General features: G+C 67.7%; 24 protein-coding genes. 16 read left to right on the top strand and 8 right to left on the bottom strand.

Going from position 1 to position 26969, the window contains the following annotated elements:
* Nucleotides 1-28 precede the first annotated feature (28 nt).
* Nucleotides 29-1471 (top strand): flavin-containing monooxygenase, encoded by a 1443-nt coding sequence (locus ACWDUD_RS06680; RefSeq protein ID WP_450108783.1) that lies wholly within the window; start codon nt 29-31, stop codon nt 1469-1471.
* Here the strand turns inward: ACWDUD_RS06680 and ACWDUD_RS06675 are convergent.
* The 4 genes from ACWDUD_RS06675 to ACWDUD_RS06660 form a co-directional block, all read right to left on the bottom strand.
* Complete coding sequence (locus tag ACWDUD_RS06675) at nt 1451-3415, bottom strand: aconitate hydratase (RefSeq protein WP_450108782.1); 1965 nt, start codon at nt 3413-3415, stop codon at nt 1451-1453. The genes ACWDUD_RS06680 and ACWDUD_RS06675 overlap by 21 nt on opposite strands.
* A 162-nt stretch (nt 3416-3577) precedes the next feature.
* Nucleotides 3578-4222 carry a GntR family transcriptional regulator gene (locus tag ACWDUD_RS06670; RefSeq protein ID WP_450108781.1) on the bottom strand — a complete coding sequence of 215 codons (645 nt, stop codon included), beginning with the start codon at nt 4220-4222 and terminating at the stop codon, nt 3578-3580.
* Nucleotides 4223-4402: 180 nt separating this feature from the next.
* A complete protein-coding gene (locus tag ACWDUD_RS06665) occupies nt 4403-5188 on the bottom strand; it encodes an ABC transporter permease (RefSeq protein ID WP_450108780.1) in 786 nt (261 codons plus the stop codon).
* Nucleotides 5189-5271: 83 nt separating this feature from the next.
* Complete coding sequence (locus tag ACWDUD_RS06660) at nt 5272-6054, bottom strand: ABC transporter ATP-binding protein (protein ID WP_450108779.1); 783 nt, start codon at nt 6052-6054, stop codon at nt 5272-5274.
* A gap of 310 nt (nt 6055-6364) precedes the next feature.
* Between ACWDUD_RS06660 and ACWDUD_RS06655 the strand changes: the two genes are divergently transcribed.
* From ACWDUD_RS06655 to ACWDUD_RS06645, 3 genes are read left to right on the top strand one after another with little or no spacing between them, the layout of a single operon-like run.
* Nucleotides 6365-7537 (top strand): nitrate ABC transporter substrate-binding protein, encoded by a 1173-nt coding sequence (locus ACWDUD_RS06655; RefSeq protein WP_450108778.1) that lies wholly within the window; start codon nt 6365-6367, stop codon nt 7535-7537.
* A gap of 34 nt (nt 7538-7571) precedes the next feature.
* Nucleotides 7572-8567 (top strand): isopenicillin N synthase family dioxygenase, encoded by a 996-nt coding sequence (locus tag ACWDUD_RS06650; RefSeq protein ID WP_450108777.1) that lies wholly within the window; start codon nt 7572-7574, stop codon nt 8565-8567.
* Entirely contained in the window at nt 8564-9895 is a 1332-nt protein-coding gene (locus ACWDUD_RS06645; RefSeq protein WP_450108776.1) for an amidohydrolase family protein, read from the top strand. The genes ACWDUD_RS06650 and ACWDUD_RS06645 overlap by 4 nt, the downstream gene beginning before the upstream one ends.
* A 2-nt stretch (nt 9896-9897) precedes the next feature.
* Here ACWDUD_RS06645 and ACWDUD_RS06640 read toward each other — a convergent pair whose 3' ends face one another.
* Nucleotides 9898-11058 (bottom strand): sensor histidine kinase, encoded by a 1161-nt coding sequence (locus ACWDUD_RS06640; RefSeq protein ID WP_450108775.1) that lies wholly within the window; start codon nt 11056-11058, stop codon nt 9898-9900.
* On the bottom strand, nt 11055-11834 hold the full coding sequence (locus tag ACWDUD_RS06635) for a winged helix-turn-helix domain-containing protein (RefSeq protein WP_450108774.1): 780 nt from the start codon (nt 11832-11834) through the stop codon (nt 11055-11057). Before ACWDUD_RS06635 ends, ACWDUD_RS06640 begins: the two co-directional genes overlap by 4 nt.
* Before the next feature lie 136 nt (nt 11835-11970).
* Between ACWDUD_RS06635 and ACWDUD_RS06630 the strand changes: the two genes are divergently transcribed.
* The 6 genes from ACWDUD_RS06630 (at nt 11971) to ACWDUD_RS06605 (ending at nt 17100) form a co-directional block, all read left to right on the top strand.
* Nucleotides 11971-12252 (top strand): SHOCT domain-containing protein, encoded by a 282-nt coding sequence (locus ACWDUD_RS06630; protein ID WP_450108773.1) that lies wholly within the window; start codon nt 11971-11973, stop codon nt 12250-12252.
* Nucleotides 12252-12956 (top strand): DUF305 domain-containing protein, encoded by a 705-nt coding sequence (locus ACWDUD_RS06625; RefSeq protein WP_450108772.1) that lies wholly within the window; start codon nt 12252-12254, stop codon nt 12954-12956. Before ACWDUD_RS06630 ends, ACWDUD_RS06625 begins: the two co-directional genes overlap by 1 nt.
* A gap of 167 nt (nt 12957-13123) precedes the next feature.
* The gene (locus ACWDUD_RS06620) at nt 13124-14344 is read left to right on the top strand and encodes a serine hydrolase domain-containing protein (RefSeq protein WP_450108771.1); all 1221 of its coding nucleotides are present in this window, start codon (nt 13124-13126) and stop codon (nt 14342-14344) included.
* A gap of 176 nt (nt 14345-14520) precedes the next feature.
* Nucleotides 14521-15684 carry an alpha/beta fold hydrolase gene (locus ACWDUD_RS06615; RefSeq protein ID WP_450108770.1) on the top strand — a complete coding sequence of 388 codons (1164 nt, stop codon included), beginning with the start codon at nt 14521-14523 and terminating at the stop codon, nt 15682-15684.
* Between the two features lie 70 nt (nt 15685-15754).
* Nucleotides 15755-16435 (top strand): nitroreductase, encoded by a 681-nt coding sequence (locus tag ACWDUD_RS06610; RefSeq protein WP_450108769.1) that lies wholly within the window; start codon nt 15755-15757, stop codon nt 16433-16435.
* 80 nt (nt 16436-16515) lie between these two features.
* Nucleotides 16516-17100: a sigma-70 family RNA polymerase sigma factor gene (locus ACWDUD_RS06605; protein ID WP_450108768.1), complete on the top strand. Its 585-nt coding sequence runs from the start codon at nt 16516-16518 to the stop codon at nt 17098-17100.
* On the opposite strand, the gene ACWDUD_RS06600 is transcribed toward ACWDUD_RS06605, so the two are convergent.
* On the bottom strand, nt 17054-18241 hold the full coding sequence (locus tag ACWDUD_RS06600; protein WP_450108767.1) for an AAA family ATPase: 1188 nt from the start codon (nt 18239-18241) through the stop codon (nt 17054-17056). The genes ACWDUD_RS06605 and ACWDUD_RS06600 overlap by 47 nt on opposite strands.
* A gap of 220 nt (nt 18242-18461) precedes the next feature.
* On the opposite strand from ACWDUD_RS06600, the gene ACWDUD_RS06595 reads away from it, so the two are divergent.
* The 3 genes from ACWDUD_RS06595 to aztD all read left to right on the top strand — a co-directional run bounded on the left by ACWDUD_RS06595 (nt 18462) and on the right by aztD (nt 21118).
* Complete coding sequence (locus ACWDUD_RS06595) at nt 18462-19700, top strand: cation:proton antiporter domain-containing protein (protein WP_450108766.1); 1239 nt, start codon at nt 18462-18464, stop codon at nt 19698-19700.
* Nucleotides 19697-19825, top strand: a complete 129-nt coding sequence (locus tag ACWDUD_RS06590) for a hypothetical protein (protein ID WP_269437552.1) — start codon at nt 19697-19699, stop codon at nt 19823-19825. The genes ACWDUD_RS06595 and ACWDUD_RS06590 overlap by 4 nt, the downstream gene beginning before the upstream one ends.
* A 63-nt stretch (nt 19826-19888) precedes the next feature.
* Nucleotides 19889-21118, top strand: a complete 1230-nt coding sequence (aztD, locus tag ACWDUD_RS06585) for a zinc metallochaperone AztD (protein WP_450108765.1) — start codon at nt 19889-19891, stop codon at nt 21116-21118.
* Here the strand turns inward: aztD and ACWDUD_RS06580 are convergent, their stop codons facing one another.
* Complete coding sequence (locus tag ACWDUD_RS06580; protein ID WP_450108764.1) at nt 21119-22591, bottom strand: DUF4185 domain-containing protein; 1473 nt, start codon at nt 22589-22591, stop codon at nt 21119-21121.
* Nucleotides 22592-22850: 259 nt separating this feature from the next.
* On the opposite strand from ACWDUD_RS06580, the gene otsB reads away from it, so the two are divergent.
* From otsB to ACWDUD_RS06565, 3 genes are read left to right on the top strand one after another with little or no spacing between them, the layout of a single operon-like run.
* Nucleotides 22851-23660: a trehalose-phosphatase gene (gene otsB / locus ACWDUD_RS06575; RefSeq protein WP_450108763.1), complete on the top strand. Its 810-nt coding sequence runs from the start codon at nt 22851-22853 to the stop codon at nt 23658-23660.
* Between the two features lie 38 nt (nt 23661-23698).
* Nucleotides 23699-26149 carry a glycoside hydrolase family 65 protein gene (locus tag ACWDUD_RS06570; protein WP_450108762.1) on the top strand — a complete coding sequence of 817 codons (2451 nt, stop codon included), beginning with the start codon at nt 23699-23701 and terminating at the stop codon, nt 26147-26149.
* Nucleotides 26146-26949, top strand: coding sequence for an HAD family hydrolase (locus ACWDUD_RS06565; protein WP_450108761.1), 804 nt, complete (start codon nt 26146-26148; stop codon nt 26947-26949). Before ACWDUD_RS06570 ends, ACWDUD_RS06565 begins: the two co-directional genes overlap by 4 nt.
* Nucleotides 26950-26969 lie beyond the last annotated feature (20 nt).

The following is a 26969-nucleotide window of genomic DNA, read 5'->3' as shown; positions in this document are numbered from 1 at the left end:
TTCAAACCACAACTTGAACACTGTTCAGGTGTCGTCGTCCACAGAAGTGCTCATCATCGGCGCCGGATTCGCCGGACTCGGTGCCGCCGTGTACCTGCACCGCCGCGGCCGCGACGTGCGGGTTCTCGAACGCGCGGATTCCCTCGGCGGAACGTGGCGCGACAACACCTACCCGGGATGCGAATGCGACATCCCGCCCGCGCTGTACTCGTACTCGTTCGCCCCGCAGGCGACGTGGGCCCGGGGACGCGCCGGCCAACCGGAGATCCTCGCGCACCTGCACGAACTCGCCGACGAACCCGGCCTGCGCGAGTGCATCACGTGCGGGGTCGGCGCCACCGGCTGCCGCTGGGACGAGCACACGCAGCGCTGGCACGTCACCACGGACCGCGGAACCACCTACGAGGCACGTTTCCTCGTCCTCGCGGTGGGCGCGCTCAACGTTCCGCGGACACCCCGCTTGGACGGGACGTTCGACGGCCCCGCCGTCCACACCGCACGCTGGGACCACTCCCTCGACCTCACCGGCCGACGCGTCGCCGTCGTCGGAACCGGCGCCAGCGCGGTACAGATCGTTCCCCGGCTCGCCGAGATCGCGGCTCACGTCACCGTCGTGCAGCGCACCGCACCGTGGATTCTGCCGCGCACCGCACCCCGGCTGCCGCTCCCCCGTCCGGCTCGGCGGGCATTCGAATACTGGCGCGCGGAAGCGCGATTGGGCTCCTTCACGGGTTCGCCGGACCGGCTCGAGGCTCGCGCGCTGAGGCACCTGCACGATCAGGTCACCGATCCGGCGCTGCGTGAGGCACTGACCCCGCGCCACCGAATCGGATGCAAGCGAATCCTGTTCTCCGACGACTACTATCCCGCCCTGAGTCGGGACAACGTCGAGCTGGTGCCGTCACCGATCGCACGGCTCGCCGGGAACTCCGTCGTCACCGCGGACGGTCGCGAACACCCTGCCGACGCCCTGATGTATGCCACGGGATTTCACGTCTCGGGCGCGCTCGCATCGGTGCCGGTGTCCGGTCGGGGCGGAATCGTCCTTCTCGAACGCTGGGCGCGCGAGGGCGCGCAAGCGCACCTGGGTGTCACCGTCTCGGGGTTCCCGAACATGTTCGTTCTGGGTGGCCCCAACACCGGCCTGGCACACACGTCGGTTCTCACTATGCTCGAATCCCAGTTCCGTTATGCCGCAGCCGCGATGGACGTAGCCGATCGCGAAGAAGTCGAGGCCCTCGAGGTAGACGAGCAGGCGCCGGCCCGGTTCGGCGCCGAGATGGCCGAGCGGTCGGCGGGAACCGCGTGGACGTCCGGCTGCGACAGCTGGTACCTCGACCGCGGTGGCATCAACCGTTCGTTGTGGCCCGATTACGCGTGGCGCTACCGGTGGCGCACCCGCAGGTTCGACCGCGAGAACTACCGCGTGCCGGTACCTTCGACAGAGCCGTCACCGACCTTCCTGCCGTAGCGCGAGTTTCGGAATGATCCCGCCGGCCAGCACATCCTCGAGTTGCCGGGGCGACAGCCTGTGCCGCACCGGAATATCGGTGTTGCGGGTCGAGTTGTGCACCGAAAGCTCGGGTCCTGCCACGAGCGCGTCACGAAGCCCGTCGAGGACGAGCACGTCGCCCTGCTCGATGACGTCGTAGTCGTCCGGGTTCGCGAATTCGAGGGCGAGGACACCGAAGTTCGCGAGGTTCTGCCAGTGGATCCGCGCGAACGACTTCGCGAGCACGGCGCGGAGACCGAGATACCGCGGCGTGATGGCCGCGTGCTCACGCGACGATCCCTGACCGTAGTTCTCTCCCCCGACGACGATGTGTCCGGTGGTGTCCTTGGTTTCCGCGGCCCGCTCGGGGTAGGTTTCGTCGACCTGAGTGAACGTGAATTGCGAGAGCTTGGGGATGTTGGACCGGAACGGCAGTGCCCGGGCTCCCGCCGGCGAGATCTCGTCGGTGGAGATGTTGTCCGCGACCTTCAGCAGAACAGGTGACTCGATCCGGTCCGGCAGCGGCGGGAAATCGGGCAGCGACGAGATGTTCGGCCCCTTCACCGGTTCGATCCCGCGTGCGTCTTCTTCCGGGGGCGGCGGGACGAGCATCGCGGTGTTCACCGAGGCCTCGGCGGGCAGGTTCAATTTCGGGTAGTCCGTGCCTACCTCCGCGGCCCAGTCGCGGGGATCGGTGATGCGACCGGTGAGTGCGGACGCGGCCGCGGTCTCCGGCGAACACAACCACACCGAATCCTCCCGGGTTCCGGACCGGCCGGGGAAATTCCTCGGCATGGTGCGCAACGAGTTTCGCCCGGTCGCCGGGGCCTGCCCCATGCCGATGCAGCCCATGCACCCGGACTGGTGGATGCGAGCTCCGGCAGTGATCAGGTCGAGCGTGGCGCCCATGCGGGTGAGGTCGGAGTAGATCTCCCGCGAGGACGGGTTGATGTCGAAGCTGACCTCCGGAAGGGTCTGCCGCCCGGCGACCATCGCGGCCACGATCGCGAAGTCGCGCAGTCCGGGGTTTGCCGAGGACCCGATGACCACCTGCGCGACCGGTTCTCCGGCGACCTCCCGCACGGGCACGACATTGCCCGGCGACGACGGCTTCGCGATCAGCGGTTCGACGGCGGACAGGTCGATGTGCTCGACCAGGTCGTATCCCGCACCCGGGTCGGCGGCAACCTCGACGAAGTCGTCCTCCCGCCCCTCCGACCGCAGGAACTCGTGCACCGCGTCGTCGGCGGGGAACACGGTGGTGGTTGCACCCAGTTCGGCGCCCATGTTCGCGATCACGTGGCGGTCCATCGCCGTGAGCGTGTCGAGGCCCGGCCCGTAGTACTCGACGATCCGCCCGGCGCCGCCCTTGACGCCGTGCCTGCGCAGCATCTCGAGAATCACGTCCTTCGCCGAGCACCACGGCGGTAGCGCACCGGTCAGCTCGACGCCCCAGATCTCGGGCATCCGGAGGTTCAGCGGCTCACCGGCGATGGCCAGCGCAACCTCGAGGCCGCCGACTCCGATGGCGAGCATCCCGAGCGACCCGGCCGCGGGGGTGTGCGAGTCGGATCCGGCCAGTGTCTTTCCCGGAATCCCGAATCGCTGCATGTGCGTCGGGTGCGAGACGCCGTTGCCCGGCTTGGAGAACCACAGTCCGTACCGCAGGCAGGCGGTACGCAGGTACTCGTGGTCTTCGGCGTTCTTCTCGTCCGCCTGCAGCAGGTTGTGGTCGACGTACTGGACGCTGACCTCCGTCCGCGCCCGATCGAGGTTCAGCGCCTCGAGTTCCTGCATCACCAGGGTCCCGGTGGCGTCCTGGGTGAGGGTTTGATCGATCCGGATCGCGATCTCCTCGCCGGGGTCCATACTCCCCGACACGAGATGCGTTCCGATGAGCTTGCGCGCAACGTTCTCCGGCATGGTGGCTCCCGTCCGCGCCCGGGGCACCGAAGGCCGGCCGGGCGGCACTGTCGATTCACTTCCTCCAGGATGCTCCGATTCGACCGCGGGAACTACCGCATTCCGGGGCCTGGGGCCCCCGTGGCGACCACCCGACCCGCCCACTTCAGGAACGAGGGGTCTCTACCGACGCCGAATCCGCACCGCCAGTCCTGCGACGTGAGCGCAGCTGGCGGCGCGGGCACCCTCGGCATCGCCGGCCCGGATGGCCGCGACGATACGTTCGTGCTCTTCGACGGCGAGCTGCCGGTTGGTCTCGGACGCCCACATGTCCGAGCGGTACAGGTGGGCCTGCGCGTCGAGGCGGAACAAGGCCTCGCGCAGCGGCTTGTTCGCGGCGATGTCGCGGATCGCCGTGTGGAAGTCGAGATCGAGCCGCGAGTCCCGTCGTCGGTCCGCGGGCTGGTCGAGCAGTGCCCGCTGTGAGTCGACCATCGCCATGAGATCGGCGACCTGCCGGTGGGTGGCCCGCAACGTCGCCTGGTAGCCGGCGAGCCCGTCGAGCACCTCGCGCACCGCGAACACCTCCCGGATCGTTTCGTCGTCGACCGTTTCGACCTTGGCTCCGGCGTTCCTGGTGTACACCGCGAGTCCGTCGTTGATGAGTTGCTGCACGGCCTCGCGGACCGGGGTCCTGCTCACGTTGAGTTTCGCGGCCAGCGCGGGCACGGACAACGCGGTGCCGGGTGGCAGCTCCCCTGCGAATATCTGTTCTCGGAGCGTGGCGTGAACCGATTCCGCGAGCAGCTCGCGTTCCGTTGTCGTCATCTGTGTTTCTCCGCTGCTTCTTGCCACGCCCCACGGTAACGCGGATGTGGCGTACTCCTCGGTCGCGACCGGGTGTCCTCGGGTGCGCGTCGCATGGACTCGCCGGCTTTCACGGAGACCGACGGGCGCGACAGCGCCCTTCATCGTTCCAGGATTTGTTGTCGTGCAACGGTTGTCCCCCTATTTCTTTGTCGTATCGGCGGAGGAGTGCCAGCTCCCGATCAGAACCTTGGACAGTGCTCCGAAGAGCGTGAACACGGCCACACCGAGCAGAGAGGCGAGGACGATGGCGGCGAAGAGATCCTCGGACTGCAGGCGGCTGCGGTAGATGTCGAGCAGGGTGCCGATGCCGGGGTCTCCCTTGGCGAAGAACATGTCGCCGATGATCGCGCCGACCACGACCAGCCCTGCGGCGGTGCGGATACCGGTGAGGATCGACGGAAGGGCCGAGGGCAGTTCGAGCTTGACCAGCCGGTCCCAGGCGGATGCCCGGGCGAGCGTGAACAATTCGTGTTGCCCGCGATCGACGGACCGGAGGCCGAAGTGCGTGTTCGTGATGATGGGGAAGGCGGCAATGATGACGCACACCAGCACTCGTGCAAAGGTGCCGTACCCGAACCACAGTCCGATCAGCGGCACGATCGCCAGGATCGGAATCACCTGGAGTACAACGGCGTAAGGGTAGATTGCGCGCTCCAGCCAGAGGGCCCGGCTCATGAGGACACCGACACCGACACCGATCGCGGCGGCGATGACGAATCCGAACGCCGCGACCTGGGTCGTGACGAGCAAGGCGTCGAGCATCGGCTTCAGGTGCGTCCAGTCGAGGATCGAGTTGGTCAGCACCGCATGCGGCGGCGGCAGCAGGAATCGTCGCTCGGGGCTGAGCACCAGGTACGTGACCGCGTACCAGGCGGCGAGCGCGACGCCGAAGGACGCGAGCGGAACCGCGACGGCCCCGAGCATGTGACGCACGGATCTCGTGGAGGGACGTCGCGTCGCAAAGGCAATGGTGGGCCGGGCGATTCGTTCGGATCTGGCGAGGACGGTCACTGTGCACCTCCGTGCAGCGAGGCGGAGATCCGCGAGACGTATTCGGTGTAGCGGGTGTCGTAGCGCAGTTCGGGACGGCGGGGGTAGGGGAAGTCGACGTCGATGATCTCGGCGATCCGACCGGGGCGGGCAGTCATGACGACCACCCGGTTGGCGAGGAACACCGCCTCGGACACCGAATGGGTGATGAACATGGCCGTGAACGTCTTCCCCGTGTAGAGCCTCTGGAGTTCGACCTGCATGTCGAGGCGGGTCATCTCGTCGAGGGCACCGAAAGGTTCGTCGAGCAGCAACACCTCCGGGGCCAGAGCGAGCGAACGAGCAAGGGAGGCACGCATCTTCATTCCGCCGGAGAGTGCTCTCGGAAGCTGGTCAGCGAAGTCTTCGAGGCCGACGGCGGCGATCGCGGCATCGGCCCTGACCCGTCGTTCCGCCTTCCGCATGTGCCCCAACTCGGCTGTGAGCTCGACGTTCCGCCGGACCGTACGCCAGGGAAGCAGGGTCGGCTCCTGGAAGATGAACCCGACGGACTCGGTTCCGACGGCGACATTGCCCTCGGTGGGGGTATCGAGCCCGGCCGCCATTCGCAGCAGGGTCGACTTGCCGCAACCCGACGGACCCACCACCGCGACGAAGTCACCGCGGCCGACCTGCAGGTCGATTCCGTCGAGCGCTGTCGTCCCCGTGGGGAATCGCTTGACCACGCTGTCGAACGTCAATTGCGTCGACTTGGTCAGAGTGCGCGCATCCGCGTCGCGCATCGTGTTCACCAACGCCATACCGACCCTCCAGGAATCCGCTCTACATGCAGAACTTGAGTTTGTTGACGACTCAGATCATTAGTTACATGTATTACGCGTGGATGACGAAATATTGCACAGCGGTCACCAAGTCGGGCAAGCACTGGAAATCAGCGAGCTTTCCCGCCACTCAGCGTTGTTAACCCAGATGCAACGACGCACATATTGCATGTAATTCTGAGGCGTGGGATGTTGTCCGTGTCGAACCGGTGACTGTCCCCGGCTCACACTTCGGCTCTCCCTCACGTCCTTTCCGGCGCAGACACGCGCGCAGATCCCGAGGAGCACAGTGACCACTTCACGCACCCATCGCCTGCGGGCCGGCCTCTCGGTCCTCGCTCTCGCCTCGCTGACCTTGACCGCGTGCGCCGACGGTGACACCGCGGAAGCGAACGAGGCCACCCTCGAGTCCGCCGCGCAGGATCAGCATCTGGCCGACGCCTGCCCCGGCACGGTGACGGTACAGCTCCAGTGGCAGCCGCAGTCCGACATGGGCGCGCTGTTCGAGATGCTGGGCCCCGGCTACACCGTCGACACCGAGAACCGGTCGGTGACGGGCCCGCTCGTCGCCGGCGGCAAGGACACCGGGGTCGACCTCTCCCTCCGGGCCGGCGGTCCCGCGATCGGCTTCCAGTCCGTGACCTCCCAGCTGTACGTGGACGAGGAGATCGACCTCGGAATCGTGCACGGCGACCAGCTGATCGCCGCAGCGGGCAACCAGCCCGTCGTGGGTGTCACACCGCTCCTGAAGTACAGTCCCGCGATCCTGATGTGGGATCCGGCAAGCCACCCGGACTGGGAGTCGATCGGTGACATCGGGAAGACCGACGCGACGGTCGTGGTCTCGAAGGAACAGATCTTCCCACAGTGGCTCGTCGCGAAGAGCCTGCTGAAGGCATCCCAGCTGGATCCCACCTACGACGGCGCCCCCTCGCGTTTCGTCGGCGACCCCACCATCGCACAGCAGGGCTTCGCGAACTCCGAGCCGTACTCCTACGAGGAGGACACGCCGGCCTGGAACAAGCCCATCGAATACCAGCTCGCCAAGGACGTCGGCTTCGACATCTACGCATCCAACGTCGTCGTGCGCGCGGACAAGCTCGACGCGATGTCGCCCTGCCTCGAGAAGCTGGTCCCGATCATCCAGCAGGCGAGCGCCGACTACATCACCGCGCCCGACGCGGCGAACGCGACGATCGTCGACGTGATCGCCCAGGACGTCGCATACACGCCGTACAGCGCCGGTGAGGCCGCGGCGGGCGCCGAGCTGCTCGCCGCCGACGGGCTGATCGACAACGAGGCCGACGGCTCCGTCGGCACCTACGACGCCGCGCGCACGCAGCGCAACATCGACGAGCTCGTGCCGGTGCTCAACGCGGGCGGCGCGAACCTGCCTGCCGGCCTGACCGCCGAACAGCTCTTCACCAACCGGTTCACCGACGCCTCCATCGGCATCGAGTGACCGCCGCGACACGATCCGACGGATAGGACCACTGATGAACCACCCCATGACCGAACTACAGCGCGAGTCCCGGATGGGCGCGCTCGGCACCGTGACCACCGACCGGGAGGTTCGCCGAATCGATCTGTCCGACTTCGAGAACCGGCGTGCACAGATCACCGAGGAACTGTGGGCCGCCGCCACGGAAATCGGCTTCTTCCAGGTCGTCGGGCACGGCATCGACCTCGACGAGGTGCACGGTGCCTTCACCGCGGCCGAGCAGTACTTCGCCCTGCCGGAGTCCGTGAAGGGCGCGGCGCCGCTGAAGAAGGGACTCAACTCCGGCTGGGAATCGATGAGCCAGGTACGGCCCTCGATCGGCACCCCCGACCAGAAGGAGTCGTTCCAGATCACCCGGCCGCACATGGACGGACTGTGGCCGGGTGAGGAGAACCTGCCGGGATTCCGTGAGACCGTACTCGACTTCGAGCGTCGCTGTTGGGAGTTGGCGATGCGGCTGCTGTCCTGCTTCGCGGACCGGCTCGGTTTCGAACGTGACTTCTTCACCCGCGCACACGATCCCGAGACCGTGAGCTACCAGAGCACGCTGCGGTTGCTGCACTACTTCGCCCTGCCCGACGATGCGCTTGCCTCTCCGGACATCTGGCGCGCCGGTGCCCACACCGACTTCGACTGCCTGACATTGCTGTTCCAGCGCACCGGGCAGGGCGGTCTGCAGGTCTGCCCGGGCCGCGAGATGGACGGCGAGGCCTGGACGCCGATCGAACCGTCCGACGACGTGATCACCTGCAACATCGGCGACATGCTCATGCGCTGGAGCGATGATCTGCTGCCGTCCAACTTCCACCGGGTGCGGTCGCCGGGACCCGACGAGCATCGCGGCGCCCGGTACAGTCTGGCGTTCTTCGCGCAGGCCAACCGTGACGTGCTCATCGAAAGCCCGCAGGGCAAGTACCCGCCGATCACCGCCGAGGACTACCTGCGCCGGCGCGTCGAGGCCAACTACTCGACTTCGGAGGAAAAACGATGAGCGACAATGCATCACCGACCACCACCGTGATCACCGACGTGACGGTGTTCACGGGAGGTCGGTGGCTGCCCGGACGCGATGTGCTGATCTCCGGCGGGCACGTCGGCGCCATCGGTGCTCGCGGTGAGGTCGACCCGACCGGTGCGGGGCGAATCGACGGGTCCGGCGCCCACATGATCCCGGGATTCGTCAACACCCACACGCACCTGCAGCAGTCGCTGATGCGCGGCATAGCCGAAGGCATACCGCTTCTCGAATGGCTGCTGCAGGTGGGCGAGGAGTCGATGACGATCACCCCGGAGCGGGCGTACACCGCGACGGTCGCCGCGTCGCTCGAGGCGTTGCGCAGTGGTACCACGACACTCGTCGAGCACATGTGGCCTCACCCGTCCACCGAGGTGCACGACGCAGTCCTTCGGGGATTGCGCGACACCGGGATTCGCGCGGTACTCGGTCGCGGCGTCGCCGACCGGGCCGACGCCACCCGCAAGTGGGGCTTCGAGCCGCGGCTCATGCAGCCGCTGGACGACGTGCTCGACCACACCGACCAGCTCGCGAAGGACACGGCCGGATCCGCCGTCACCGTCGGGCTCGCGGTCCCTAACCCGCGGTCCGTCACCGCCGAGGGCATGGCCGCCATCCGGGAGTTCGCGACCGCCCGCGACATGACCGTCTCGATACATCTGCTCGAAACCACCACCGACGACACGATGTGCCGGGAGCACGCGGGTATGGGCGCGGTGGAGTACCTGGCCTCCCACGATTTCCTGTGGGACCGGATGATCGCGGTGCACTGCGTCGAACTCGACGCGGCCGGCCGACGCACGCTCGCCGACCACGGCGTCGCCGTATCGTACAACCCGGTGTCGAACATGCGGCTCGGCAGCGGGATCGCCCCGGTCCCCGACCTGATCTCCGACGGTGTCGCGGTCGGACTGGGTGTGGACGGTGCCGCCAGCAACGACACCCAGGACATGCTCGAATCACTTCGCACGGGTGCGTACGTGCAGCGGGCGGCGCGACGCAGGGCCGACCTGTTCGGCTTCGAGCAGATGCTCGACATCGCCACGGGCGGAGCAAATTCCGCGCTCGGACTGCCGGCCCGTGCCGGTGGCGTGCACGTCGGGGACGCGGCGGATCTGACGTTGATCCGGTTCGACCGGGACTTCGCGACCCTGCCCGTCCGCGATCCGGGTGCCGCCATTCTCACGACCGGCACCAGCCGGATCGTGGACACCGTGATCGTCGGCGGTGAGGTGACGATCCGGGACGGGCGCAGCACCCGGGTCGACGAGTCCGAACTGGCCCGCACCCTGGCAGCACTCTGAGATCACAGCCCGGCAATCGGCAGTTCGAGGGTGAAGACGGCGCCGCGGCCGGGTCCTTCGCTGTGGGCCCGGATGCGGCCGTGGTGGGCTTCGACGAGGGCCCGGGCGATGGTCAGTCCGATGCCGCTGCCTCCACTTTCGCGGTCGCGGGCGGTGTCTACGCGGTAGAAGCGATCGAAGAGATGGTCGAGGTGATCGGGTGCGATGCCTTCGCCGGTGTCGGCGACGGTGATCTGCACACGATCCTCGTCGGCTCGCCTGCTGGTGACGGCGACGAATCCGCCCGGAGGGGTGTGCCGCAGGGCATTGTCGAGCAGGTTCCCCAGCACCTGACCGATCCGGTCCGGATCGACCGCCACGATCTCGGAGTCTTCGATGCGGGTCTGCAGAGCCACGCCTGCGCTTTCGTACCGTTCGCGTACCGCATCGGCCGCGGTGTCGACGAGGGCGCCGGTGGTGGTGGGCACCGGCCGGATGCGGGTGAGGTGTTCTTCGGCGCGGGAGACGGCGGTGATGTCCTGGGCGAGCCGGGACAACCGTTGGGTCGCGGCGTGCAGGACCTGGCGGGTCTCGTCGTCGAAGGTGCGGACTCCGTCGTCGAGGGCTTCGAGGTAGGAGTCGAGAGTGGCGATGGGCGTGCGCATCTCGTGGCCGAGGTCGGCGAGCATACGGCGCCGGGTGGTCTCGGTGGCGTCGAGGCGGCGGGCCAGTTCGTTGACGGTGACGGCGAGTTCGTCGAATTCGCGGCCGAGTCCGGGACTGGCCAGACGGGTGTCGTAGTGGCCACCGGCAATGCGGGCGGCGGAGGCGGTCACCGCGGTGATCGAACGTTGCACCCGGCGGGTCAGATACCAGCTCACCACCAGCGCCAGGAGCACCGCGAGTGCGACGGCCAGCCCCCAGGCCAGGACGATCGACCGGGTGAAGGCCTGCTCGACGTGAGCGGCCTGGCTGGAATTGTGGTCGATGCCGGCCTGTCCGAGGTGATCGTGGAAGATACCGGGCGCAAGAGACGAAGCGACGAGCCAGGCACTGACCGCACAGCCGACCACCACCACGGTCAGCGCGAGAAACAGCCGGGTGCCGAAACTCGCTCCGGGGAAACTGCGCCGCAACGATTCTCTGTGCCGCAACGATTCTCGTGGAGACGACTGGTGGTTCATGCGCCGGTTCCCATCCGGTAGCCGACCCCGCGGACGGTGCGCACATAGCGACCCCGTGAGGCGTCGTCACCGAGTTTGCGACGCAGATGACCGATGTGCACGTCGACGAGGTGCTCGTCCCCCGTCCAGGTCGGCCCCCACACCGTCTCGATCAGCTGGGCGCGGGTGAGCACGACCCCGGGGTCGCGCGCCAAGGCGGCAAGGACGTCGAATTCGGTGCGGGTCAAGGACACCGGCATACCGCCGACGGTGACCTCCCGGCCGTCGACATCGAGGCTCAGATCACCGAAACGGAGGATCCGATCGGCAGGAGCCGAGACAGGCTCGGCTGCAGGTACGGCGAGGCCGGCGCGGGGACGGCGCAGCATGGCCCGGATGCGGGCCATCAACTCGCGGGGACTGAACGGTTTGGTCATGTAGTCGTCCGCGCCCACGGACAGCCCGATGAGGGTGTCGACCTCTTCGGTGCGGGCGGTGAGCATCACCACGTACGCATCGGAGAAGGTGCGCAGTCGCCGGCACACTTCGACACCGTCCAATCCCGGCAGCCCCAGGTCGAGGACCAGGACATCGGGATCGACCTGACGGGCGAGAGTCACCGCGTCGGCGCCGTCGCCGGTGATCACGGTCTCGAACCCGTCGCGTTCCAGATACGAGCCGATCAGGTTCGCCAACGGCGCCTCGTCCTCGACGACCATCGCCCGCAGCCCTGTCGTGGGGCGTTGCGGCGGCCCCGGGTCGCCGGCTGCTGTGGGCGTGCGCGCAAAGGAGTCCATGACGTCCATCTTCACCGGCGCTCACTACGACGAACGCTGTGGTCGGGCTTCTTGAGCAAATCTTCATACGACCTCCACAGCAGTCGCGGGGTAGGAGCGCCAGGCTGGACACACGAACCGGGGAAGGGAGGCGATCATGATGGGCTGGGCAGGTCAGCTGACCTGGACCGGATGGATCGTCATGGCCGTGTGCATGGTCGCGTTCTGGGCGGTGGTGATCTATCTGGTAGCGATGATGTTCCGTTCCGACCGGGTGGACGGATCCGGACGCGGCGGCCAGGAACCCGATCCGCTGCGGCTGCTCGAGACGCGTTTCGCCCGCGGCGAGATCGACGCCGACGAGTTCGCTGCTCGTCGGCAGATGCTCGTCGCAGGTTCACCTGTGCTCCATGGCCATTCGAGGAAGGGAACACCCTGATGGACAAGAAGACTCTCGCTGCCGGTGTAGCGGCGCTTGCGGTGGCGTTCACCGCGGCCGCGTGCGGCGACTCCGACACGGGCACCACTGCCGCCCCGTCGAGCACCACCGTCACCACGCCCGCCGAAGAGGCCGTAACGCACAATCAGGCGGATGTGATGTTCGCCCGCATGATGATTCCGCACCATGCCCAGGCGATCGAGATGAGCGACATCATCCTGGCGAAAGAGGGCATTTCCCCCGAGGTGACCGCGCTGGCCGAGCAGATCAAGGCCGCGCAGGGACCGGAGATCGAGCAGCTCGAATCCTGGCTCGGCCAGTGGAGTCAGCCGCAGATGCCCACCGACGCTCCGGGGGCCGGGCCGAACATGCCCGGCATGACGTCCATGCCCATGGAGCCGATGCCGATGGAGTCCATGCCCATGCAGTCCATGCCCATGCAGTCCATGCCCATGCAGTCCATGCCGGGCATGCAGGGAATGATGAGCGACGAGGACATGCAGGCGCTGTCCGCCGCGCAGGGCACCGAGGCCGCCCGGCTGTTCCTCACCCAGATGATCGTCCACCACGAAGGCGCCATCGCCATGGCGCAGACCGAGGTCGAGAACGGACAGTCTCCCGAAGCAATCACCATGGCCCGCACCATCATCGACACTCAACAGCAGGAAATCGACACCATGCGCCAACTGCTGACCACCCTGTAAACCGATCTCCCTGTCCGGTTTCCCCCAGGGCCCGCCGCGTCCGGAGCACGGACACCCCGGAGGTCTCGCCGGAAGATCCACGGCCGACGCAACCGACGGGTCGCCGCACGTGATTCGGGTATGCCGACGGCGGCCACGCGGTAGGGTTGGCCACACCTGGAGGCGATATGGGCATGCTCGGTTCGCTGCGCACCGCGACGGTGGGGTTGGTCGTCGTACTTCCCGGCATGCTCCTGGCCGGCTGCACGTCCACCGACGCCGCGGATCCGGTCTCGGAATCGACCGACTCCGTCCCGGCCTACTGCCAGCAGATGGAACCCGACCTGGCCGGCCTGGCCGACAGCATGAACGTACCGGGTGCGGTCGTCATGGTGCTCTCGCCGGAGCTGGGCGACTGCCTGCTCACGTTCGGTTCGCGCACGGTCGGGGAGCAGGAGCCGATCGGCTTCGACGACCAGCTCCGCATCGGCAGCAACACCAAGCCCATGACCGGCACGATCGTCCTGCAACTCGTCCAGGAGGGCAAGCTCAGTCTCGACGACCCGGTCTCGAAGTATCGCGAGGGCGTGCCCAACGGCGACGACATCACCGTCGAGATGCTGCTGAACATGCGCAGCGGCCTGGCGGATTACAGCGGCCTGCCCGAGATCGCCCGGTCGATGGACGAAACGCCCGACCGCGTCTGGACGCCGGATGAGCTCCTCGCACTCTCTTTCGCTCAGCCGGTCGCCTTCGCACCCGGCGAGGGGTACCTCTACTCGAACGCCAACACGGTCCTGCTCGGGCTGATCATCGAGCAGCTCACCGGCGAACCGGTCGAGCAAGCAATCGACGAACGTATCTTCGAGCCGCTCGGCTTGGAACGCACGCTGATGCCCGCCCGGACATCCAACGTGATCCCCGAGCAGCACGCGCGGGGCTACCTTTTCGGCACGGTCACCGACTTCGTCGCCACCGGCGGGGTGTTGCCGGCGGAGCAGGCTGCCGAGGCGGCCGCGGGAACGTTGCAACCCAACGACGTGACCGACATCAATCCCTCCTGGGGATGGGTCGCCGGTGCGGGGATCTCCACCAGCAACGACCTCGCCCGCTTCGTGAAGGCACTCGTCGGCGGCGAGCTGCTGGACGACCGGATGCAGGAGGAGCGTCTCGCCAGCGTCATCTCGATCGACCCGGCCAACCCCGACAGTGCCGCCTACGGCCTGGGGATCGCGAAGTACGGCAGCCTGTACGGACACAGCGGGGAGCTTCCCGGCTACAACTCGTTCATGGGACACGATCCGGAACGCGACATCACCGTGATCGCCTGGGCGAACATGATGACCGGACCCGACGGACAGCCGACCGCGGCCGTCCTCTCGCAGGCGGTGATCGACGAGCTCTACTGATCGGATCTCGGTCGCAGGCAGCTCTTCGGTACTGGGGCGAACAGCGCTGCGGCACATCGCGTCCGGTGCCTGACCACCCGCACACCCAGCAGCGCCCTGTCGTCGAGTGAATGACGCAGCTCGCCGGTCGCAGACTCGGGCGACACCCCAGTCGAGATCACTACACTGAGAAGTGCATGACCGATCATCTGCCTCTGGCACCGTGTCCGGTAACAGACTGGAGCGATGAGCGTCGCCGAGCTGCTTTGCACAGCACTCGGTTCGGTCACCGTTGGAGGCGGTTCGCGCGTGTGCGCCGAGCTTTGGTGTGGCTGACCCTCGTTCTCGTGGCGCTGCTGACGCTGTACGGGCAGTACTGGATCCATGACGTCGCACCGGAGCGGGCCCGATTGGCTCACACCCAGCCGTACCTGCATCCGATCTTCGATGCTGCGGAGCCGGCCGACCGGACCACCGCAGTGGTGGATCTGGTCGGGTTGGGCAATCTCGATGCCACCGACACCGCCCGCGCGCTTCCGGCATTGGCCGAGCTGGGTCAGGTGTGGGCGGTGCAGTACGACAACGCCGGCCTCGACACCGCCGTGATCGCCCGGATGATCCTCGATCGTGCCGAACACACCGAGGTGGAGCGGATTGTGCTGGTCGGACACAGCATGGGCGGCATCATCGCTCTCGAGGTGGCCGAGCATGTCGTCACCGATCCGGAGGTGAACCTGCTGGCCGTGATCTTGGACTGCACGCCGATCGATCTGCACGCGGTGCGGGCCGATGCACGAGACACCGGGGAAGATCTGCTGCGCTGGATGGGCTGGCTGCCCGGAGCACGGGAAAGCCGCACGTTGCGCCTGGTGGTCGAAACCGCTGCCCGCAAAGACCACTATCTCGTCACGCGCCCGAACCGCTTGCCCACCGTCGATCCCGGCGCGCTGGTCGAAGCGGTCACCGAAGTGCTCCAGGACAAGATCTTCTCCACCGATGCCGCCAGCAACGGGTTGATCGAGGCGCAATTCGAGGCGATCGTGGCTTCCGGTGCGCTCGACAACCTCGGGGTGCTTGCGTCCCATCGGAAGGACCGGCGACCTCCGGCGGTGGTGTTCCTTCGACCCCGGCACGGCACCGATGACGAGGTCGTCGATGTGGACTACACCCAGAAGGTTCTGTTCGACCGCATCGGCGGACCCCAGGGCTTCTTGCGGGTGGTGCGACTCGCGGGCACCGGGCACGCCGATCCGATCCAGCGGCCGCAGGCCTACAACTCGGCGCTCGAGTCGAGGGTCGTCCCGTTCCTCGAGCGACTCGCCCGAGAGGCCGAGCGCCCGATGGTCGCAGGTGGGCGGTAACGCTCTCTTCGCAATACCGGACCCAGGACCTGAACGAGCGCTAGCTCCCGCCGTGTGCGATCGTGAGCCTATGACTGCCAACGATGCGACGATCCTGTCGACGCTGCTCGACACCCGGTACAGCTGCCGCGCGTTCCTGTCCAAGCAGGTGCCGCGCGAGGACATCGAACGCATGCTGCGGATGGCGCAGCGCACCCCGTCGTGGTGCAACTCGCAGCCGTGGCAGGTTCACGTGACCAGCGGTGATGCCACCGACCGGCTCCGCGCCGCGACGTACGAGCAGGCCGTCTCGGGGGTTCTCGACCCGGACATCGCGGGCCCCGCCGAATACCGCGGCGAGTACGCCGAGCGCCGGCGCAACGCGGGGTACGCCCTGTACAACGCACTGGGCATCGCGCGCGACGACTTCCCCGAGCGCACCCGGCAGATGCTCGAGAACTACCGGTTCTTCGGCGCCCCGCACGTCGCGATCATCACCAGCGACAAGCAGCTCGGAACGTACGGCGCCGTCGACTGCGGCGGCTACGTCGCCACTCTGCTGCTCGCCGCGCAGTCCCTCGGGATCGCCGCCGTACCTCAGGCGGCGGTCGCGATGACGGCAACAGCCCTCAGGAAGGAGCTGAACATCTCCGAGGAGCGCGACATCGTGTGCGCGGTCTCGTTCGGCTACGCCGACGAGTCGCATCCGGCGAACACCTGCCGGACCGACCGCGCCGAACTCGACGACGTCGTGCGGTGGGTGGAGGACTGACCACCCCCAGGGGTGCTGTTTCGTGAGGCCACGGAGGCGCACGCTCGAGGTGTCGAATTCCCGCACCGAGAGGAACCACCGTGACCGATACCGAAACCGAAGCCCTGCTCCGCAATTGGGTTCCGCGGGCCGTCGCGGGTGAACCGCACGCCGTGGGTGTGGTGGTGCGCTCGGTCCATCCCCACGTGATGCGGTTCTGCGACGCACGGATGGACGCGCACACCCGCGCCCACACCCCGGTCGAGGATCTCGTCCAGGAGGTGTGCCTCGCGCTGACCCGCGCACTCCCCCGTTACCGCGACCAGGGAACCTCGGTGCTGCGCTTCGCTTTCGGTATCGCCACCCGGAAGATCGCCGACGCCCGCCGCGGGGCGGCCCGTTCCGTGCCGCACGTGCACGAGGTGACGGTCCCCGGCCCCGAGGAAGCCGTACTCGACGAGGAGTTGATCGCCGCCGCGCAACAGCTCATGACGACGCTCCCCGAACAGCAGCTGCTCGTGCTGAAATTGCGGGTCATGCAGGGCTACAGCACCGAACGCACCGCCGCGATGCTCGGCACCACACCGGGCGCGGTCCGCATCGCCCAGCACCGGGCGCTGAATCGTATTCGGGCGCAGCTCAATCGGATTGAGCGCGCAGATACCGTCCGAAGTGCGGCACGGTGAACCCGATGAAACCCCGCTCGGCGGAGTAGATCAGCCCCTTCTTGATGAGCCCGTCCCTCGCCGGGGACAGCGACGCCGGTTTCCGCCCGAGCTCCGCTGCGATCTTCGACGTGGCGACGGGCCCGTCGTCGCCGGACAGGTCGGCCATCGCACGCATGTATTCCCGTTCGGCGGGCGTCGCGCGTTCGTACCGGGATCCGAAGAACCCGACGGCGAGTTCCTCCTCGGCGGCCGGCGCGGCGACCCGCACGTCGTCCACGGTGATCGGGCTCGCCGCTGCCACGTCCCACGTCGCCTTGCCGTAGGCCTGCACGAAGTAGGGGTATCCGTCGGCTGTTTCGTAGAGGGCATCGAGCGCGTCCTGCGTGAACTCCACGTCCTCGCGTGCGGCGGGGGCGATGAGCGCGAGGTCGGCGGCGGAACGATCCAATCGGTCGATGCGGTGATAGGTGAACAGCCGCTCCGAGTAGCTCTTCGACGCGGACAGCACCGCCGGTAGGTGTGGCAGGCCCGCGCCGACGACGATGAGCGGTGCCGCGTCCTGGCTCAGTTCGTGGCAGGCCCCGCAGATCGCCGACACGTCGGCTGCTCCGAGGTCCTGCATCTCGTCGATGAACAGCGCGATGCCCACGCCGACGTCGCGGGCAAGACCGGACGCGTCGACGAGCAGTTCCACCAGGTCGATCTCGATGTCACCGGAATCCGCGCGACCCTTGACGGCGGGCGCGTCGATCCCCGGCTGCCAGCGCTCGCGCATCCCCTTGTCCGCGGTGGCGCGCAGCGCGAACGACTTGAGGACGCCGAGGAAGTAGTCGACCGACTCGCGGTCCGGATGAGCCGCCGCGATCTCCCGCACCGCCATGTGCAGCGCCGAGGACAGCGGTCGCCGCAGGTCCTGGTCGGGGCGCGCTTCGATCTTGCCGGTGCCCCAACTGCGGGCGATCGCGGCCGAGCGCAGCTGGTTGAGCAGCACGGTCTTGCCGACGCCGCGCAGCCCGGTGAGCACGACGCTCCGTTCCGGACGGCCCCGCGCGATGCGTTCGAGCACCACTTCGAACGCCGAGAGCTGCCTGTCGCGGCCGGCGAGTTCGGGCGGGCGCTGTCCCGCGCCCGGGGCATACGGGTTGCGGACCGGGTCCATCGGTCGATGGTAACGACAGGCCTGCGCGATTCCGCGTTCATCCGAACGGTGATTCGCGGCGGTTCCGGATCGGACGTCGGCCGCGCGTCGGCCGGGTCCGCGGGAAGCCACGAAGTGCCGTCGTCTCCGGCCCGGCCGGGGAACAATAGGGTCCTCCGAAACACACCGGACCGGCACTCCGGTCGGCGCGCCGGTGACAGGGTGTAAGGGGGTAGCCGCGATGACCTGGGCATTGCCCGCGATCGCCGTAGTCCTGCTCGGTTTCGCGGCGATCTCCCGGCGAGTGGAGGGCACGCCGATCACCGCTCCGATCGTCTTCACCGTCAGCGGGCTGCTGCTCGGCGTCGAGGCGGCCGGTGCGGTCGACGTGCACGTCACCGCCGAGATCGTCAAATTACTGGCCGAGGTGACCTTGGCGCTGGTGCTGTTCTCCGACGCCGCTCGCGTCGACCTCCCCGAACTCCGCACCGAGATCTCCTTGCCCGCGCGACTTCTCGGGATCGGACTGCCGCTGACCATCGCCGCGGGATTCGGTGCCGCCGCGATCGCGCTTCCCGGCCTCTCGTGGCCCGAGGCGATGCTCCTCGCGGTGATCCTCGCCCCCACCGACGCCGCGCTCGGCCAGGCCGTGGTCACCCTGCCCGTGCTGCCGACACGGATACGGCAGGGATTGAACGTGGAGAGCGGGCTCAACGACGGTATCTGCGTGCCGTTGTTCCTGATCGTGCTCGCGATCGCGCAGGCCGAAGCGGGCACGATCGGCGGTGGTGCGGCCGCCCGTCTGGTTGCCGAACAGATCGGGTACGGGATCGTCGCCGGGGCCGCAGCGGGTGCACTCGCCGCCGCGATCCTGGTGACCGCCGGCCGACGACACACCCTCGATCCGCTGTGGGCTCACACCGTGCCGGTGACCGCGGCCCTGCTCGCCTACACCGCTGCCGTGCCGCTGGGCGGGTCCGGGTTCATCGCCGCGTTCGTCGGCGGACTGACCTTCGGCACACTCCGGCGCCGCGCCGACCTCGACGACGGAAACGCCGGGCGCATGATCGACGAGGCCGGTGACCTGTTCAGCGCGGTCACATTCATCGTCTTCGGGGCCGTGCTGCTCGGCCCGGCACTCGGTCACCTCTCGTGGACTGTGCTCGGATACGCGGTTGCGAGCCTGACGGTGGTGCGGATGATCCCCGTCGCACTGTCCCTGATCGGCACGCACCCGCGGGCGCCGACCGTTGCGTTCCTCGGCTGGTTCGGGCCTCGCGGCCTGGCCACCATCGTCTTCGTCATCCTCATCGTCGAGGAACCGGGTGAGTTGCCCCACGAGGAACTACTTCTGACCACCGCGGTGATCACGATCGCGCTCTCGGTCCTGGCGCACGGGCTCACCGCCGCTCCCCTCGCCGCCCGCTATGCCGCGTGGTTCCAGGACCACCCACGCCCGGAGAATCGGGTTTCGCGGTGAAGCCCGATCACCGCTCGATTCGGGTGCGCAGCAGCTTCGCCTCCACACCCCGCAGCCCGGTCGCCTATCCCGTCCTGCCCGGCGTCCCCGGCCTGACCCCGACCGACGCCGGAGAACCCGACTGACAATGCACGCATACGCATACTCGACTTTGACATTCGTTTCCATTAACGCGTAGATCTGTGCTCATGAAACCACTCCCCCGATCCGTCGTCGCCACGCTGTCCGCGGGTCTCGCCCTCGCCCTGCTCGCGGGATGCTCGTCGACCGACACAGACAGCTCGGCGAACCAACCCTCCGAGACCACCGCATGGGACGGCCCCGCCGAGACCGCCTCGGCGCAGCCGCGATTGGCCCTCACCTACGACGGCGGCATCCTCGTCGTCGACGCCACCAACCTCGACGTCGTCGCAGATCTTCCGGTCGACGGATTCAATCGTCTCAACGCCGCGGGCGACGGGCGCCACGTGCTCGTCACGACGTCCGGTGGCTTCCGGGCACTGGACACCGGCAGTTGGTCCGAGGCACACGGCGACCACGCACATCACTACGTCGGCGATCCAGCTTGGGCCACAGCGGAATTCGCGGCCGACAAACCTGGACACGTCGTCACCCACGCCGGCCGCACCGCGCTGTTCGACGACGGCACCGGCCGCATCGACCTGTTCGACCCGGCCGAACTCGCCGACGGTACCCCCGACGTCGAAACGGTCGCGCTGCCCGAGGCGCATCACGGTGTCGCGGTACCGCTGGCCGACGGCGGTCTCCTCGTCACGCTCGGAAACAGCGGCTCCCGCAACGGAATCGCCGTCCGCGACGCCGCGGGCACAGAGGTCACCGCCAACGAACAGTGCCCGGGTGTTCACGGTGAAGCAACCGCCCGCGACGCGGTCGTCGTCGGGTGCGAGGACGGGATGCTCGTCTATCGGGGCGGAACCATCACCAAGGTCACCGCTCCCGATCCGTATGCACGTCTCGGCAACCAGGCCGGGTCGGCGAACTCCGATGTCGTGCTCGGCGACTACAAGACCGACCCGGACGCCGAACTCGAACGGCCCGAACGCATTGCGCTGGTCGACACAGTCACCTCGGACCTGCGGCTGGTCGATCTCGGTACCAGTTACACCTTCCGGTCGCTCGGTCGCGGACCGGACGGGGAGGCGCTGGTGCTCGGTACGGACGGCAATCTGCACGTCGTCGACGAACACACCGGAGAACTGATCCGGAAGATCGCCGTCGTCGATCCGTGGACCGAACCGGACGAGTGGCAGCAGCCGCGGCCCGCACTGAAGGTGCTGGGCGGCACCGCATACGTCACCGACCCCGCCGACGACGAACTGCACGCCGTCGATCTCACCACGGGCGCGATCACCACCGGCACCCTGCCGCGAACCCCCAACGAGATCAGCGGAACCTGATCACCGCTCGATGCGGGTGCGCAGCAGGAAGGTGTTGTAGTCGGACCAGGTCGAGAGCATGAAGTACACGTCTTCGTCGGTCGACCACGGGTGGAGGAACCCGCCGTACAGTTCGACGTGTTCCTCCACCCCGACGAGGCGGGCGCTCTCCGACCACGCCCCCTGCGGGGTGTCCGACTCGCGCAGCACGATCGCGGCCTTCGCCGTGTCCAGATACGCCATCTGCCACCGGCCTGCGGCGGCGTCGTATCGCACGGAGAGCTCCGCGGCCGGTGCGTGCACGATCGGTGTGGCCGCGGTGTAACCGCCCACGTGCGTCCAGTTTCCGTTGTTCCAGTACTGGTAGGCGTCGGGCTCGAGCACCCGATCCTCGGGTACCCGGGCCAGCGCCACCGATCCGAGGCGTGTGTTCGGGGTTCCGAAGAGATACACGTAGCCTTCGGCGGGCACCGCCGCCGCCACCTGGAAGTTCGTCACCCCGAAGATGTTGTCCCACTGGGCATGTGGGTCCTTCGTCCAGGTCGAACCGCCGTCGTCGGAGTAGGCGATGCCGCCGTGGTTGGTCCACCAGGTGGCGGGGATGCTGTTCCAGGTGCGGATCGACATGTAGGTCAGGTACTGGCGCGATCCGACCGCGAAGCCCGAGGTGGGGATCACGGTGATCTCGACGTTGTCGAGCTTGCGGCTGCTCAGGATCTCGGCCGCGTGACAGCGCGAGTCCTGCACCATCGAATCGAAGGTCATGCCGTCGGCGAGGTCGCGGTCGGTGCTGAACGCGAGGACGTTGCTGCGCCAGTCCTCGCCCTGTCCGCCCGGCGGGTGGAAACCCTTGCCGACCGTGTCGCCGAATGCGACGGCGATCCTTCCCGGCTCCGACTCCCACATGATGCCGAGATCGGTGCCGTGCACCTGCCAGCGCTTGTCGGTCCGGTTGATCGAGCCGGCACCGGTTTCCTTGGCAACGGTGGTGACGTCCACGACGTTCGGCACCGGAGGTGCCGGAACCTGCGGGGCGGGTTCGATCGGCGCGATCTCACCGCCGGGTTCGGGCGCGGGGGGCTGCGGCTCGGGTCCGGGCACGGGCAGGCCGAAGTAGAAAGGTGTCGGTTTCAGTCCGATGCGGGGCAGCAACGGCGGGGTCCGCTCGGGCTCGTCGGTCAGGTCCGGGCACGGGTCGGTGCACGGGTCCGCCGGGAGGGGGTCCGGTTGGATGCGTACCGGCTCCGGTTCCGGCGCCGGATAGGGCACGGTCGTGATCACCGGGTACGGCACGGGGATGTCGAGATCGGACGGCACCAGCGACTCGTGCTTCCAGGTGTCGGTCGCGCACGGCCCGGTCCCCGGTAGCCCGTCCGGTTCGTCCGCCGAGGCGGTGACAGATTGCCCGGTCGCGACGACGACGGCCGCCAGCACCGCCGCCAGCGGCAGCCCGCGCCGATTCCGTCCCGACCACCTGTCCACCGCCCGCTTCACGGACGAGATCGTGACACAGACACCGGGCCGGTGCAGCGCAGAGGTCCGGCCGACACGCGTGTCGTGGGACGGACAGCGCACGCCTCGGCGGCACGCTCGCGCATTCGGATATCTACCGGTTTCTAGGCACTACGGTAGATATCCGAATACTGCGGTGTTTCGGCGATCCTCGCTGCCGGGAGTCACGGCGCTGCCCCGCGGATCCGTGCGACGATGAAGGCCGGGTCACCGCGACAGGACCCGGTGGAGGTGCTCAGAAATGCAGGACGCGACCGTGCGCGACGTCCCCCCGGCGCTCGGGAATCCCGAGCTCGCCGGTCGGCTGGCCGGACGCCGCCCGGCAGTGTTCCTCGACTACGACGGCGTGCTCAGCCCGATCGTGGAGCGACCCGAGGACGCGGTGATGTCGGAGCACATGCGCACCGTCGTCCGCGACCTCGCCACCCGCGTCCCGGTGTGCGTCGTCACCGGCCGCGACCGCACCGTCGCCCAGCAGTTGATGGGCATCGACGACCTCACGATCGCAGGCAGTCACGGTTTCGACATCTGGACACCGACACAGGGCGCGCTCTCCGACACGTACGTCGAGCAGTACACCGACCTCGTCTCGGAGGTGACCGCGCGGCTCCGCGACGACACGCGCGACGTCCCCGGTGCCCACGTCGAACCCAAACGCGCTTCGGTTGCCGTGCACTATCGCCAGGTCGACCCCGCCGACCGAGATCGCATCTCGGCAACGGTGCAGACCGTGATGGACGCCTACTCCGGCAAATTGAAGCTCACGCCCGGGAAGATGGTGTACGAACTCGGCCCCAACGTCGACTGGAACAAGGGCAAGGCGGTGCTCTATCTCATCGACGTGCTCGGTCTCGCCGGCGACGACATCGTGCCGATCTACCTCGGCGATGACATCACCGACGAGTACGCATTCCAGGCGTTGCGCGAGCGTGGGATCGGCATTCTCGTCGGCGACCCCGACGACCCGGAAGTGGCGAATCGAACCACGGCGGCCCGCTACGCGCTGACGTCCGTCGACGACGTGGAACGATTCCTGGCAGCCCTGACCTGACACACCGGTAGGTCGCGTGACTCGGGAGGTGAAACACCGTGCAATCTCCGGATTTCGGACTGGACTACGATCGTTTCGACAGCGCCGCAGAGGGTTTGCGTGAGGCCCTGACCTCCACGGGCAACGGCTACTTCTGCGCGCGCGGCACCGCCGAGTGGGAGGACATGGGTCCCGTCCACTATCCCGGAACATACGTTCACGGCATCTACAACCGCGAGACCACGATCATGGGAGGGCGACCGGTCCTCAACGAGGATCTCGTCAACGTGTCGAACTGGCTGGTTCTCAAACTTCGTATCGAAGGTGAGGACGCGATCCGGCTCGACAACATCGACCTGCTGGGATACCGCCACACCTACGACATCCGCTCGGCGACCGTGATGCGGGAGATGACCTTCCGGGATCACTGCGGGCGGGAGACGACGCTGCGGAGCCGCCGGTTCGTCAGCATGGCCGACAGCCACCAGGCCGCGATCGAATGGATCGTCACACCCGAGAACTGGTCGGGGCGAGTGGAAGTGGTCTCGGCCCTCGACGGTCGCGTCACCAACCGCGTCGTCGCCCGCTACCGGCAGCTCGAGGGCCGGCACCTGGATCCCGTCTCACCGCGCACGTTCAGCGACGAGACCATCGCTCTGCGGGTGCAGACGCGGCAGTCCGACATCTACGTGGCCGAGGCGGCGCGCACCCGTGTCTTCCGGGGAGACAGCGCGGAACCGTGCGAAGTCGAACGCGACCTCTACCAGATGGAGGACTACATCCAGCAGGTGCTCAGTTTCGACGTCGAGCGCCGGAAGCCGGTGCGGGTGGAGAAGATGGTGTCGCTGTTCACCTCTCGGGACAACGCCATCACCGAACCACTGGCCGCGGCCGGCCGGCACGTGCTGCGGTATCCGGATTTCGCCGCCGCGTACGCCGAGCACTGGGCGGCATGGGACGAACTGTGGGACATCTGCGATGTCCAGTTGCCCAGCGAGCCCCGCGCGCATCTCCTGCTGGGCCTGCACGTGGCGCACCTGCTGCAGGTCTGCTCGCGGCACACCGCACGGCACGACGCCGGGGTCCCGGCCCGCGGATTGAACGGTGAAGCGTACCGGGGCCACGTCTTCTGGGACGAGATGTACGTCTACCCGTTCCTCAATCTCCGGATGCCGGAGGTGACACGGAGCCTGATCCTGTACCGGTATCGCCGTCTCACCGAAGCGCGTTGGGCCGCACAGGATGCCGGATTCCGGGGTGCGATGTTCCCGTGGCAGAGCGGCAGCGACGGCACCGAGGAAACCCAGGAAGTGCATCTCAACCCCCTGTCGGGACAGTGGGATCCGGATCGCAGTCGCAATCAGCGGCACATCAACGCGGCGATCTTCTACAACGTGTGGCGCTTCCATCAGGTCACCGACGACGCCGAGTTCCTCGCCGACTACGGCGCCGAACTCATGCTCGAGATCGCCCGCTTCTGGGCGTCGATCGCGCACTGGAACCCCGAACGGGAACGGTACGAGATCCACGGTGTGATGGGGCCGGACGAGTTCCACGAACGCTACCCCGGTTCGACGGAACCGGGGCTCCGCAACAACGCGTACACGAACGTCATGGTGGCGTGGGTGATGGCGACGGTCCCGTCCGTCCTCGAGGCGCTGTCCACGATCCGGCGGAACGCGCTGCTGGCCCGGCTCGCCGTGACCGATGAGGAACTGAAGCTGTGGGACGACATGAGCCGCAAGATGTTCGTGCCGTTCCACATGGGAGTGATCAGCCAGTTCGAGGGATACGACGAACTGGAGGAACTCGACTGGGAGGAGTACCGCGCCGCCTATCCCGACATCGGACGCCTCGATCGGATCCTGCGCGCCGAGGGCGAAGATCCCAATCGGTTCAAGATGGCGAAGCAGGCGGACACCGTCATGCTGTTCTACCTCTTCGACTACGAGGAACTCCAACCGGTCTTCGAACGGCTCGGCTACCCGTTCGACCGGGATCTCGTCGACCGCACCATCGAGTACTACGACGAAAGAACCTCGCACGGTTCGACACTCAGCCACGTGACGTTCGCGTCCGTGCTCGCCGACCTCGACCCACCCGGCTCCTGGACTCGTTTCATGCTGGCGCTCGAGAGCGACGTCAGCGACCTCCAGGGCGGCACCACCAAGGAAGGTATCCACATGGGGGTGATGTCCGGCACGCTCGACGTGCTGCAACGCACCTATGTCGGGACCCGCGTCGAGGACGGTGTCCTCGTGTTCCGGCCGCGGCTCGTCGACCGGCTCGACGGAGTATCCTTCTCGATCCGGTTCCGCGGCACACCGTTGCGGGTACGCATCTCGAGGGGAGAACTGACCGTGCTCGCGCAGTCCGTAGGCTTCCACGTCCCGATCCGGGTGGCCCTCAACGGACAGGAGCACGAACTCGGTCCCGGCGACAGCTGTGTGTTCACCCTTCCCGCGCAACGGTCGTCGAGCACCCGGCAACCGCGCAGGGCGCGGTCGTGACCCCAGCGGCGACGCCTCCGCCGTCACAACGCACCGGTTTCGCCGGCGCGATCTTCGACGTGGACGGAGTCCTCGTCGACTCCCCCCACGAAGCGGCATGGCGCCGAGCCCTGCACGAACTGATGGTCGGTGAATGGTCCGGCATCCGGGACGCGACCACGTGGTCGCCGGAGGCCTTCACCCCGCAGGTCTATCAGCGGGTGTTGTCGGGGAAGCCGCGCCTGAGCGGCGCGCGCGCCGCGCTCGAGTACTTCCGTGTCCCGGACGCCGCCGAACGCACCGCGACCTACGCGGAACGCAAGCAGCAGCTGCTGGTGCGCCTGATCGACGAGCGCGCGTTCGAGGCGTATCCGGACGCGGTGCGGTTCGTCCTGGCCGTGCGCGCCGCGGGTATCCCCGTCGCCGCGGCGTCGTCGTCGAAGAACGCCGACCGGTTCCTGCGCGGCATCTCGCTGGCCGAGTTCGAGGGTGTCCCGGACGCGGCGGCCGGCTTCACCCTTCTCGATGTCTTCGACGCGAATCTGTCCGGCCGGGACTTCGCCCGCGGCAAGCCGGATCCGGAGATATTCCTCACCGCCGCAGGCGAATTGGGTGTTTTGCCCGAATCGTGTTTCGTCGTCGAGGACGCGGTCAGCGGAATTCTGGCCGCGAAAGCCGGCGACATGGCGGCGCTCGGCGTCGCCCGGTCCGGCGACGCGGACGCCCTGGTGGCGGCGCACGCCGACCTGGTGGTGACCTCGCTGGACGACGTCGATCGAACCCGGTTGCTGCACGGGGAACTCGCCACCCGCAGTCGATGACGGCAACGCAACGGAGCAGT

This window comes from Rhodococcus sp. NPDC003382 (assembly GCF_053589135.1).
The sequence above is the reverse complement of the archived record's forward strand: the minus strand, read 5'-3'. Positions and strand labels throughout refer to the sequence as shown.